The 11,973-nt window shown below is 59.1% G+C and carries 10 protein-coding genes and 1 tRNA gene; all 11 read left to right on the top strand.

Going from position 1 to position 11,973, the window contains the following annotated elements; all coding sequences use genetic code 11:
* The first annotated feature begins 64 nt into the window (after positions 1-64).
* The gene (locus GM608_RS05035) at positions 65-706 is read left to right on the top strand and encodes an ATP-dependent Clp protease proteolytic subunit (RefSeq protein WP_043559905.1); all 642 of its coding nucleotides are present in this window, start codon (positions 65-67) and stop codon (positions 704-706) included.
* Positions 707-775: 69 nt separating this feature from the next.
* Complete coding sequence (gene clpX / locus GM608_RS05030) at positions 776-2,038, top strand: ATP-dependent Clp protease ATP-binding subunit ClpX (RefSeq protein WP_043559908.1); 1,263 nt, start codon at positions 776-778, stop codon at positions 2,036-2,038.
* 171 nt (positions 2,039-2,209) lie between these two features.
* On the top strand, positions 2,210-4,813 hold the full coding sequence (lon, locus tag GM608_RS05025) for an endopeptidase La (protein ID WP_086431452.1): 2,604 nt from the start codon (positions 2,210-2,212) through the stop codon (positions 4,811-4,813).
* 126 nt (positions 4,814-4,939) lie between these two features.
* Positions 4,940-5,227 carry an HU family DNA-binding protein gene (locus GM608_RS05020; protein WP_043559910.1) on the top strand — a complete coding sequence of 96 codons (288 nt, stop codon included), beginning with the start codon at positions 4,940-4,942 and terminating at the stop codon, positions 5,225-5,227.
* 91 nt (positions 5,228-5,318) lie between these two features.
* A tRNA-Val gene (locus GM608_RS05015) sits at positions 5,319-5,393 on the top strand.
* A 20-nt stretch (positions 5,394-5,413) separates the two neighbouring features.
* Entirely contained in the window at positions 5,414-6,163 is a 750-nt protein-coding gene (locus GM608_RS05010; protein ID WP_333645138.1) for a biotin--[acetyl-CoA-carboxylase] ligase, read from the top strand.
* 10 nt (positions 6,164-6,173) lie between these two features.
* Positions 6,174-7,007 carry a type III pantothenate kinase gene (locus tag GM608_RS05005; protein WP_043559914.1) on the top strand — a complete coding sequence of 278 codons (834 nt, stop codon included), beginning with the start codon at positions 6,174-6,176 and terminating at the stop codon, positions 7,005-7,007.
* A gap of 18 nt (positions 7,008-7,025) precedes the next feature.
* On the top strand, positions 7,026-8,684 hold the full coding sequence (locus GM608_RS05000) for a ribonuclease J (RefSeq protein ID WP_043559916.1): 1,659 nt from the start codon (positions 7,026-7,028) through the stop codon (positions 8,682-8,684).
* 12 nt (positions 8,685-8,696) lie between these two features.
* Complete coding sequence (gene proS, locus GM608_RS04995) at positions 8,697-10,013, top strand: proline--tRNA ligase (RefSeq protein WP_182040776.1); 1,317 nt, start codon at positions 8,697-8,699, stop codon at positions 10,011-10,013.
* A 2-nt stretch (positions 10,014-10,015) separates the two neighbouring features.
* Entirely contained in the window at positions 10,016-11,263 is a 1,248-nt protein-coding gene (locus tag GM608_RS04990) for a lipoprotein-releasing ABC transporter permease subunit (protein ID WP_333645137.1), read from the top strand.
* Positions 11,256-11,954, top strand: a complete 699-nt coding sequence (locus GM608_RS04985; protein WP_086441707.1) for an ABC transporter ATP-binding protein — start codon at positions 11,256-11,258, stop codon at positions 11,952-11,954. Before GM608_RS04990 ends, GM608_RS04985 begins: the two co-directional genes overlap by 8 nt.
* Positions 11,955-11,973 lie beyond the last annotated feature (19 nt).

Raw genomic sequence — 11,973 nt, 5'->3', positions numbered from 1 at the left:
TCTGTGCGAAGACACGGGCAAAGAGGGTGTGCTAGGCTAGGGGGAGTTGTAAAGGAAAATACCTATGGGCATTGAAGACCGTAATCCTCTGGACGTGTTCAATAACACTCTTGTTCCAATGGTGGTGGAGCAGACCTCAAGGGGTGAGCGCTCTTTCGACATTTATTCCCGGCTTTTGCAGGAGCGTATCATTTTTCTGACAGGCCCGGTCTATGACCAGGTCTCGTCTCTGATCTGTGCGCAGCTGCTCTATCTTGAGAGTGTCAGCCCGACCAAGGAAATCTCTTTCTATATCAACAGCCCTGGTGGGGTCGTCTCTGCCGGTCTGGCGATGTACGACACCATGCAGTATATCCGTTCACCGGTCAGCACGGTCTGTATCGGTCAGGCAGCGTCCATGGGGTCACTGTTGTTGGCTGCCGGTGAGGCGGGCCGCCGTTTCTGCCTGCCCAATGCCCGTGTCATGGTCCACCAGCCTTCCGGTGGAGCGCAGGGGCAGGCTTCGGACATCGAAATTCAGGCCCGTGAAATCCTGCATATCCGTCGCCGGCTGAATGAGATCTACCGTGAGCATACAGGGCGTGCGCTGGAGGAAATCGAGGAGGCGCTGGAGCGTGACCGTTATCTCTCTGCTGCGGAGGCCAAGGAGTTCGGGCTGGTGGATGAGGTTGTGACACGTCATCCCGCGGAGAAGAAAAGGGCCTGATCTGATTGTTGAACAGGGCATTCAGGGGTCTGAACATACCCGTCTCCCATACGGGTTTGAGGAGCTGTAATGAGCGGAAAAGATAGCGATTCAAAGAATACGCTTTATTGTTCATTCTGTGGGAAATCCCAGCATGAGGTGAAGAAACTCATTGCCGGGCCAACCGTATTCATCTGTAATGAATGTGTTGAACTGTGCACGGACATCATCCGTGAGGAGCGGAACACAGGCCCTGTGACCAGTGGTGAAGGGGTGCCAACTCCACGGGAAATCTGCCAGATACTCAATGATTATGTCATTGGCCAGAGTGAAGCCAAGAAGGTGCTTTCGGTGGCGGTGCATAATCATTACAAGCGGCTGGAGCAGTCCGAAAAGGCTGGTGATGTCGAGATCGGCAAGGCCAACATCATGCTGATCGGTCCGACGGGAACGGGGAAGACCCTGCTGGCCCAGACACTGGCCCGCATTCTGGACGTTCCCTTCACCATGGCCGATGCCACGACACTGACAGAAGCTGGCTATGTGGGAGAGGATGTTGAGAACATCATCCTCAAGCTGCTTCAGGCCTGTGACTATAATGTTGAACGTGCCCAGCGTGGCATTGTCTATATTGATGAGATCGACAAGATTTCCCGCAAGGCGGAGAATCCGTCCATCACCCGGGATGTCTCTGGTGAAGGCGTGCAGCAGGCTCTGCTGAAGCTGATGGAAGGCACGGTGGCCTCCGTTCCTCCGCAGGGAGGGCGCAAGCATCCGCAGCAGGAGTTCGTGCAGGTCGATACGACCAACATGCTCTTCATCTGTGGCGGGGCCTTTGCCGGGCTGGACAAGGTCATCAGTGCCCGTGGCAAGGGCAGTGGCATTGGTTTCGGGGCGGATGTGCGCTCCGAGGATGACCGCAAGCTGGGAGATATCCTCAAGGATATCGAGCCGGAAGACCTCATGAAATACGGCCTGATTCCGGAATTCATTGGTCGTCTGCCGGTCATCGCCACGCTGAATGACCTTGATGAGGCCGCTCTCGTCCAGATTCTGACAGAGCCGAAAAATGCTCTGGTCAAGCAGTATCAGCGTCTCTTCCAGATGGAAGGGGTGGAGCTGGAGTTTGAGGAAGAGGCCATCAAGGGGATTGCTGCCCGTGCCATCGAGCGGCAGACCGGGGCCCGGGGTCTGCGTTCCATCATGGAAAAAATCCTGATGGAAACGATGTTTGACCTTCCAGGCCGGAAGAATGTCGACAAGGTTGTCGTCACCCGGGATGTGGCGGAAGGCCGTGCAGAGCCTGTCTATGTTCATGGCCAGCAGGCTGAGGAAGAAAAACAGGCGGACTGAAAGAGGCGGATGCTGGCAGATTTCCATCATCTGCCAGCGCTTCGCAGCGACAGGGGTATTGTCCCTTGTGCCTTGATACCCCACATAGAGATACAGAATGAAAGAGCCCCTTGCCGTGCCACTTTTTCAGGGCGGCGGGGGTTTGATCGTCCGTTATGGAGATCCTGAAGCATGAGTGACGAAAAGAAACCAAAGACAGCCCGCCGCAAGACTGCTGCCAAGGATGCCGACAAGGGTAGCGTCGCCCGGACGCGGCGTACGGCTTCCACGTCTGCTACCCGTAAAGATGGAGAGGCCAAGGCTTCTGCGGCTCCTCGCAGGAAGGCTGCGTCCTCCAAGGCTGAAAGCGGCAAGGCTACAGTGGCCGCTCAGTCGCCCCGGAAGGAAGCGCCTGTCATGCCGGTGCTGCCCCTGCGGAATATTGTCGTCTTCCCGCACATGATTGTTCCACTCTTTGTGGGACGTGAGAAATCAATCCATGCTCTGGAGCAGATGCCGGAGGATGTCCGTGAGATCATTCTCGTGTCTCAGAAAGATGTGGGCAAAGATGAGCCGACTGTTGATGATGTGTTCCGCATCGGGACGGTTGCCAGCGTCCTCCAGCTTCTGAAATTGCCCGATGGTACGGTGAAGGTTCTGGTGGAAGGGCTGCGCCGTGTCCGTCTTGTTGGCCTGAAGGAGCAGGATGGCTATTTTCAGAGCTCTGTGGAAGACCTTCCTGATGAGCTGGGTGCCCGTGGTGGGGAACGTGAAGCTCTGGCCCGTTCTGCCGTAAAACGGTTTGAGGATTATGCCCGGCTGAACAAGAAGGTGGCGCCGGAGGTACTGGCCTCGGTCAGCCATCTGGAGGATCCGTCCCGTCTGGCGGATACGATTGCCAGCCACCTCAACCTGCGGATTCCGGAACGGCAGGAGCTGCTGGAAACCCTCTCCGTGGAGGAGAGGCTGGAGCGTGTCTTTGCGGGGATGGAAGCGGAAATAGACGTTCTTCAGGTGGAGAAGCGTATCCGCAGCCGTGTGAAGAAGCAGATGGAGAAAACCCAGCGGGAGTATTATCTGAATGAGCAGATGAAGGCCATTCAGAAAGAACTGGGTGAAGGCGAGGATGGCCGTGACGAACTTGCCGAGATCGAAGAGAAGATCGAAACGCAGGGGCTAAGCCAGGAAGCCAGGGAGAAGGCCCGTGGCGAGCTGAAAAAGCTGCGGAGCATGAGCCCCATGTCTGCCGAGGGCACAGTGGTCCGCAGTTATCTGGACTGGCTGGTCAGCCTGCCATGGAAGAAACGCTCCAAACTGGCAAAATCTCTCCAGAAGGCGGAAGACGTTCTTGAAGCTGATCACTATGGGTTGGAGAAGATCAAGGAACGTGTCCTCGAGTATCTGGCCGTCCAGAGCCGTGCGAAGAAGCTGAAGGGGCCGATCCTCTGTCTGGTTGGCCCTCCGGGTGTTGGCAAGACCTCTCTGGCACGGTCCATCGCCAGGGCGACAGGGCGGAAATATGTCCGCATTTCCCTTGGGGGGATGAAGGATGAATCCGAGATACGTGGTCACAGACGGACCTATATCGGTGCCATGCCGGGCAAGATTGTCCAGGGTATCAAGAAGGCCGGGGTGAGCAATCCACTCTTCCTGCTGGATGAGGTGGACAAGCTGGGGTCGGACTGGCGGGGGGATCCGTCTTCCGCCCTGCTGGAGGTGCTGGACCCGGAACAGAACAACACGTTCGGGGACCATTACCTCGAGGTGGAATATGATCTTTCTGACATCATGTTCATCGCCACGGCCAATTCTCTGGACATGCCCCAGCCGTTGCTGGACCGCATGGAGATCATCCGCCTTTCTGGATATACGGAACAGGAGAAGCTGGAGATCGCCAAGAGGCATCTGCTGGCCAAGCAGGCAAAAGAGCATAATCTGAAGCCTGGTGAATGGCACGTGACAGACGAGGCTCTTCTGGCGCTTATCCGGTCTTATACACGGGAAGCCGGGGTGCGCAGTCTGGAGAGGATGATCGCCCGTCTGGCGCGTAAGGCCGTGCGTGAGATTCTGTCTGGCAAGGTGAAAAAGATCGAGGTGACGCCAGAGACGCTGGAGGTTTATGCCGGTGTCCCACGTTACCGTCATGGTGAGGCTGATCAGGAGGATCAGATCGGTATCGTGACGGGCCTGGCCTGGACACAGGTTGGCGGAGAGATCCTGACCATCGAGAGCCTGACCATGCCGGGCAAGGGCACGATCCGTCATACCGGCAAGCTTGGTGATGTGATGAAGGAGAGCGTGTCTGCGGCTTTCTCCTATGTGAAGTCCCGTGCCGAGACATTCGGTATCGACCCGGCCGTGCTTGAGAAAACGGACATTCACGTGCACCTGCCAGAGGGGGCCGTGCCGAAGGATGGCCCTTCTGCGGGTTCAGCGCTGACCACGTCTCTCGTCAGTGTGCTGACACGCATCCCGGTCCGGCATGATGTTGCCATGACGGGGGAGGTGACCCTGCGTGGCCGTGTTCTGGAGATCGGTGGGTTGAAGGAGAAGCTGCTCGCAGCTCTGCGGGCTGGCATCAAGACGGTTCTCATCCCGGAAATGAATGTCAAGGACCTGGCTGAGATTCCTGAAAATGTGAAAGAAGGGTTACAGATCATTCCCGTCCAGCATATGGATGAAGTGCTGAATATTGCCTTGACAGAGCCGCCGAAGGCTTTGGCAGCGGGGCAGATGGCGGGCAGGAGTGCCAAGAAAGTGAACGGGGAAGGAATTTCTCGCTCAATTCAACATTAAGTAAGGGTATTCTTGGCTTCAGGCTGTTGACGCGGACGAAAACCGCTTCATAGTGCAGGTGTAAATCGCAATATGTGATTCTGGCCTCTTTGCGAGGCTGTCTCACCAAACGTTGAAAGGCTTACCATGGAGAAACCTCTGAACAAGCAGGAACTCATTGCTTCCGTTGCCGAGGCCGCTGATCTTCCCAAGGCGAAGGCTGGTGATGTCGTGGATGCCGTGTTCGGCACCATCGAGAAGACCCTGGCCAAGGGGCAGGAAGTTCGCCTGGTAGGCTTTGGCAGCTTCGTGACAGCCACCCGCAAGGCTGCCAAGGGCCGCAACCCGCGTACGGGTGAAGAGATCGACATTCCGGCTTCCACGTCCGTGCGTTTCAAGCCGGGCAAGGGCCTGAAGGATGCCGTCAGCAAGTAAGCTGGCATCGTGGAAACGGGGAAGATAATTTTCTGAAAAAAATGAGAATTCCCCGTTGCGCTCCGTGAGGCTTTTGCCTATAAACCGGGGCGGGCAATTAGCTCAGCGGTAGAGCGTCTCGTTTACACCGAGAGGGTCGGCGGTTCGATCCCGTCATTGCCCACCATCTTACATTCAAGTTTTTTTATGACCTGGCGTTTCGAATATCATGAAACGCTGGCATCCACTTCCGATCTCTGTCGGGAACGGGCTGAAGCCGGCGAAGAAGACAGGCTGGCCGTTGTGGCAGAGCGACAGAGCGCAGCCCGGGGAAGCCGGGGGCGTAGCTGGCAGAGTGGCGAGGGAAATCTGGCATTTTCCTTTCTTTTCCGTTTTTCCGAAAATCAGGCCATGCGGGCGGTTCTGCCCTATATGGTGGCTCTGGCCCTTCGTGATGGGCTCGTGGCCGCAGCGGATCTGTCGGGGGAGGCTTCAGCCTCGCTATGGCTGAAATGGCCGAACGATCTTCTGCTTTCAGGCCGGAAAATGGCAGGTATTCTGATTGAAACCGGTTTTCTGGCAGCCGGGGCAAAGGGGCTGCCCTGTTGGGCGGTCATAGGCATGGGGGCCAATCTGCGGCAGGCTCCGGTCGTGGAAGGCCGGACACTCGCAGCCCTTTCCGAGGTCTGCTCTCCGCCGGATGCCCAGGCCTGCGCCCAGGCCATCGTGCGAGCGTTCGATGGATGGATGGAACGCTGGCAGCGTGAGGGCAACGGTGTGATCTGGGAGAGCTGGATGGAGCGTGCTCATCCTCTGGGTACTCGACTGATCCTTCGAAGACATGGTAGGGAAGTAGCAGGACAATTCGCCGGGCTTGATGCGCAGGGACATCTTCTGCTCGCACTGGACGATGGTGGCATGACCTCGGTCGTGACGGGTGATGTGATCTGTGAGTAAGGGAGGGGATGTGCTGCTCGTCATTGATGCTGGCAATACAAATGTGGTTTTTGCCGTTCATGATGGCGAAGCATGGGTAGGACGCTGGCGCATCTCGACGGATGATCGCAGAACGGCGGATGAATATGCCGTCTGGCTGCTGGCCTTGATGGAACGGGCAGGTCTGGGTCCGGATTGTGTAACGCAGGCCATTATCGGGACGGTGGTTCCGGCTGCGTTGTATGATCTGCGGCGCCTGTGCCGTAGCTGGCTGCATGTGGAGCCTCTTGTGGCCAATCATGAGCTGGACTGGAACATGGATGTGCTGGTGGATACGCCGGCAGAGCTTGGGGCTGACCGCCTGCTGAACGGCCTTGCCGCCCGGCAGCTTTACGGCGGGGGCCCGCTGGTTGTTGTGGATTTTGGTACGGCGACAACCTTCGATGTTGTCGATGCTCGGGGCCGCTATTGCGGTGGAGCGATTGCACCGGGGGTCAATCTCTCGATGGATGCCCTGCATCAGGCAGCGGCCCGTCTGCCCCGTGTCAGTGTTGGCCGGCCGGTGGAAGCAATAGGCCGCAGCACAAGTGTTGCGATGCGATCAGGCCTCTTCTGGGGGTATGTAGGTCTGGTCGAAGGGATTGTTCACCGCATTGCCGGTGAGATGGATGGACGTCCCCGGGTTGTGGCGACGGGCGGTCTGGCTCCGCTCTTCTCCGAGGGGACAACGTTATTTGATGAAGTGGCACCCGACCTGACGCTGGAGGGACTGCGCCTCCTGGCCGGGCAGAACAGGGACCGTTTCATCACCGATTTTTCCGGGCAACAGGCCCATACCGCCTTCGGGCACCCTGATAATTCTTGAACAGGAACTGATGCGTTTATGACAGACCAGAAGAGTGATTTTGCCTTCCTTCCCTTGGGAGGGACGGGCGAGATCGGCATGAATTTCAATCTCTACCGCCTGCGCGAAAATGGTGAGGAACACTGGCTGGCCATCGATTGTGGCATCGGCTTCTCCGGCAATGATACGCCGGAAGCCGACGTGCTGATGTCCGATCCGACCTTCATCGCAGAACGGAAAGACAGTCTGCACGGGCTGGTCATTACCCACGCCCATGAGGACCATGTGGGGGCTGTAGCCCACCTCTGGCGGCAGATGCGCTGTCCTGTCTACGCCACGCCGTTCACGGCAGCCGTGCTGCGGCGCAAGCTGAGCGAGGCGAACCTTCAGAACCAGGTCGTCATCCACATCATCATGCCGGGTTCCCGGTTTGAGGTCGGGCCGTTCGATCTCCAGTTCATCCCGGTAACCCACTCCATTGTGGAAGCCCAGTCCGTCGCCATTCGCAGTCCGTATGGCATTGTCATTCACACCGGGGACTGGAAGCTGGACCCGACTCCACTTGTCGGTCCCGTGACGGATGAGGATGCCTTCCGTGCATTGGGTGATGAAGGCGTGCTGGCCATGGTGGGTGACAGCACCAATGTCATGAAGGAGGGGCGGTCCCAGTCTGAGGCGGATGTCCGTGTCGGCCTGACGGAAATGATTGCCGGGCTGGAAGGACGTGTGGCCGTGACGTGCTTCGCCAGCAACGTGGCCCGTGTGGAGAGCATCGCCAAGGCTGCGCTCGCTTCTGGCCGTGAGGTGATGGTGGTGGGACGCTCCCTGCGCAATCTGGAGGCCGCCGCCCGGGAATGTGGCTACTTTGCCGATCTGCCGCCTTTCCTGACGGAATATGACATCAAGGATGTTCCTGATGAAAACCTGCTGATGATCATTACGGGGAGCCAGGGTGAGGCCCGCTCCGCCCTGTCTCGTATCGCCTGTGATACCCATTCCACCATTTCCCTGGGGGAAGGGGACACGGTGATTTACAGCTCCCGTGTCATTCCGGGGAATGAGCAGGCCGTCATGACGGTGCAGGACAATCTGACACGTCGTGGCGTGACCGTGCTGACGGACAAGGATGGCATGGTGCATACATCCGGCCATGCAACGGGTGGAGATATCCGCCATCTCTACAGCCTTGTTCGCCCCCGTTACAGCATTCCCACCCATGGGGAATGGCGCCATCTGACAGCCCACGGGGCTTTGGCCCGTGAGGCCGGTGCTGAGGCCGTGCTGCTGGAGGATGGTGACATCCTCAATCTGGGGCCGGGGCCGGTCGAGGTGGTCGATACGGCTCCGACGGGCCTTCTGGCTCTGGATGGTGACCGCCTTCTGCCCATGACGGGCGGTGTGCTGGCGGCCCGTCGCCGGATGCTTTTCAATGGCGTGGTGCTGGCCAGCTTTGCCGTGGATGATGAGGGTTATGTCATTGGCGAACCACGCATCAGTGCGCCAGGTCTTCTGGAGCGGGATGACCCTGAAAGCACCCGCATCCGTGAAGAATTCGCCTATGCCATTGATGAGATTCCTGATGAATTCCGTCAGGACGATCAGGCCTTCCGGGATGTGGCCCGCACAGCCCTGCGGCGGGCACTCGGCCGCAAGCTGCGGAAGCGTCCGCTGGTTGATGTCCATCTCCTGCGCGTCTGAGGGAAAAAGAACATGCGGTTAAGTCAGGCATTCCAGCCTACTCTGAAAGAAGTCCCCGCCGAGGCGCAGATTGCCTCACACCGGCTGATGCTGCGGGCGGGGCTTGTGCGGCAGACATCCTCGGGCATCTATACATGGCTGCCCGCCGGGCTGCGTGTCCTGCGGAACATCGCCACCATCGTGCGGCAGGAGCAGGACCGGATTGGTGGGCAGGAAGTCCTGATGCCGACCGTTCAGTCCGCCGATCTGTGGCGGCGTTCCGGCCGTTATGATGCGTACGGACCGGAGATGCTGCGTCTTGAGGACCGGCACGGGCGTGAGATGCTTTACGGCCCGACCAATGAGGAAATGGTGACGGACCTTTTCGGCAGCACGGTGAAATCCTACCGTGAGCTGCCGAAGATGCTCTACCACATCCAGTGGAAGTTCAGGGACGAGGTCCGCCCCCGCTTCGGCGTGATGCGTGGCCGTGAGTTCTACATGAAGGACGGTTACAGTTTCGACCTGTCCTATGAGGATGCGGTGAGCAGCTATTACCGCATCATGCTGTCCTACCTGAAGATTTTCCGCCGTCTTGGTGTGCAGGCCGTGCCGATGGCGGCCGATACGGGGCCGATTGGTGGCGAGCTGAGCCATGAGTTCCTCGTTCTTGCTCCGACAGGGGAGAGTGAGGTCTTCTATGATGCTGGCTGGGACGAGATTGACTGGGACAGCATCGGCCTGGACCCGCAGAAGGAGGAAGACCTTCAGAAACTCCGTGAGATCGTGAAGACGACCTATTCCGCCACGGATGAAAAACATGACCTTTCCGCCTGGGAGGCCGTGCCGGAAGACCGTCGTCGTGGTGGCCGGGGCATCGAGGTTGGCCACATCTTCTATTTCGGCACGAAATATACCGAATCCATGGGTGTGGAAGTGAGCGGTGCCGATGGTGCGCCCCTGCATCCGCACATGGGGTCCTATGGCATCGGGGTGTCCCGTCTGGTCGGGGCCATCATCGAGGCGTCTCATGATGAGGCCGGGATCATCTGGCCGGAAGAGGTGGCTCCCTATCGGGCAGTTCTGCTCAACCTCCGCCCCGGTGACGAACTGTGTGACCAGCTCTGTGAATCCATCTATAGCCGTGACCCGGAAGGGCTGCTCTATGATGACCGGTCCGACCGTGCCGGGGTGAAATTCAATGATGCCGACCTGATGGGCCATCCGTGGCAGATCATCGTCGGTCCCCGTGGGGCCAAGGCGGGCATGGTGGAGCTGAAGCACCGTGCCTCCGGCGAACGCAGCGAACTGCCTCTTGATGAAGCTCTGGCGAAACTGGGGCTTGGCTGAGCATGTTCGGGCGGTTTGAGCGAACGGTTGCCCTGCGTTATCTGAGGGCCCGCAAGGGGGAGCGTTTTGCGTCGGTCATTGCGCTGTTCTCCCTTGTCGGCATCTCTCTGGGGGTGGCGACGCTCATCATCGTCATGGCCGTGATGAACGGCTTCAAGGCCGACCTCATGGGCCGGATTCTCGGCCTGCATGGAGACCTGAATGTCTATGCCTATGGGCAGGTCATCCGGGACTACAAGGATGATGCCGCATTGATCCGCAGGGTGCCCGGCGTGACGCAGGTCCTGCCCATGACGCAGGGCACGGTCCTTGCGGAGGCGGGGCGTTATTCCACCGGGGCGATGCTGGAAGGGCTGGCACAGGAGGACCTGCGGAACTGGAAGGCTCTCAGCGATGGAATCATGGAAGGCAGTCTGGATGAATTCCAAGGGGATTCCGCCGTTGCCGTGGGGGTCACGCTGGCCGAGCGGGCCGGGCTGCATGTCGGTTCGTCGCTGACCATTCTCTCGCCCAACGGGCAGGCCACGCCATTCGGCACGATGCCACGGGTGCGGAAACTGCACGTGGCCCTGGTCTTTGATGCCAACTGGAATGATTACAACAGCAACATCATTCTCATGCCACTGGCAGCCTCCCAGAAATTCCTGATGATGGGAGACGGGGTCTCGCTGATGCAGGTCAGCACCTCCGACCCGCTGAATGTCAGGCCGGTCAGCCGCCAGATCACGGAGGCTTTGAATGATCCCCGTCTTCAGGTGCTGGACTGGACACAGAGTGCCAACGGTTTTCTGGATGCCGTGACGGTAGAACAGAACGTGATGTTCCTCATCCTTACGCTCATCATTCTGGTGGCGGCCTTCAACGTGATCTCCTCGCTCATCATGATGGTCAAGGACAAGACACGGGACATCGCCGTCCTGCGGACTTTCGGAGCCAGCCGGGGCAGCGTGATGCGCATTTTCCTCATGTGCGGAGCGTCTGTTGGCGTCGTGGGGACCGTGGTGGGGACGGGGCTGGGCATCTGCTTCGCCCTGAACATCGAGCGGATCCGTCACGTTCTGGAATCCCTGACGGGCACGGACCTGTTCAATCCTGAGGTCTATTTCCTGGCCCGGCTGCCGGCCCGTCTGGTCTGGTCGCAGGTTGTGGAAGTCGCCGTGCTGTCGCTGGCCCTGTCCCTGCTGGCCACGCTGTATCCCTCATGGCGTGCGGCGAAGACCGACCCGGTGGAGGCCCTGCGTCATGAGTGACACGAAACAGACCACGGTTCTGACGCTTGAGAAGCTGGGGCGGTCCTTCCGTTCCGGGGATGAAGAACTGCACATTCTCCGGGAGGCTGATCTTTCCCTGAAAAGTGGTGAGCTGGTTGCCCTCGTGGCCCCGAGCGGCACGGGCAAGTCCACGCTGCTGCATCTGGCTGGCCTTCTGGAACGCCCCGACAGGGGAGAGGTTCTTATCAGGGAGAAGGCCACATCCAGACTGGGCGAGGCGGGACGGACGGCCTTGCGGCGGGATGAAATCGGCTTCGTGTATCAGTTCCATCATCTGCTGCGGGAATTCACGGCCGTGGAGAATGTCATGCTGCCCCAGCTTGCGGCAGGCGTGAAACCTGCCGAGGCCCGGAAGCGGGCAGAAGACCTGCTGGTCCGTTTTGGGCTGTCCCATCGGCTGGAGGCTCTGCCGGGACGCATGTCCGGTGGGGAGCAGCAGCGTACGGCCATCGCCCGTGCGCTGGCGAACCGGCCCAGCCTGCTGCTGGCCGATGAGCCGACGGGCAATCTGGATACGAAAACCGCCGATCTCGTCTTCGCCGAGCTGATGCGTGTGGTGCGGGAAGAGGGCGTGGCGGCTTTGGTCGCCACCCATAATGAGGCTCTGGCGGCGGCGATGGACCGTACCGTCACGCTGGATGAAGGGCGGATCGTTCCTTTTCAGGGGTAGGGCGTTTTCTGTTCCGCCC

Source organism: Bombella sp. ESL0380, from assembly GCF_009725805.1.
GTDB lineage: Bacteria > Pseudomonadota > Alphaproteobacteria > Acetobacterales > Acetobacteraceae > Bombella > Bombella apis.
The sequence above is the reverse complement of the archived record's forward strand: the minus strand, read 5'-3'. Positions and strand labels throughout refer to the sequence as shown.

Bases quoted from the DNA above. Each gene is read 5' to 3' on its own strand.
- GM608_RS05010 (WP_333645138.1), top strand. From the start codon at position 5,414: ATGACCTGGCGTTTCGAATATCATGAAACGCTGGCATCCACTTCCGAT.
- GM608_RS04990 (WP_333645137.1), top strand. From the start codon at position 10,016: ATGTTCGGGCGGTTTGAGCGAACGGTTGCCCTGCGTTATCTGAGGGCC.
- clpX (WP_043559908.1), top strand. From the start codon at position 776: ATGAGCGGAAAAGATAGCGATTCAAAGAATACGCTTTATTGTTCATTC.
- GM608_RS05035 (WP_043559905.1), top strand. From the start codon at position 65: ATGGGCATTGAAGACCGTAATCCTCTGGACGTGTTCAATAACACTCTT.
- proS (WP_182040776.1), top strand. From the start codon at position 8,697: ATGCGGTTAAGTCAGGCATTCCAGCCTACTCTGAAAGAAGTCCCCGCC.
- GM608_RS04985 (WP_086441707.1), top strand. From the start codon at position 11,256: ATGAGTGACACGAAACAGACCACGGTTCTGACGCTTGAGAAGCTGGGG.
- GM608_RS05000 (WP_043559916.1), top strand. From the start codon at position 7,026: ATGACAGACCAGAAGAGTGATTTTGCCTTCCTTCCCTTGGGAGGGACG.
- GM608_RS05020 (WP_043559910.1), top strand. From the start codon at position 4,940: ATGGAGAAACCTCTGAACAAGCAGGAACTCATTGCTTCCGTTGCCGAG.
- lon (WP_086431452.1), top strand. From the start codon at position 2,210: ATGAGTGACGAAAAGAAACCAAAGACAGCCCGCCGCAAGACTGCTGCC.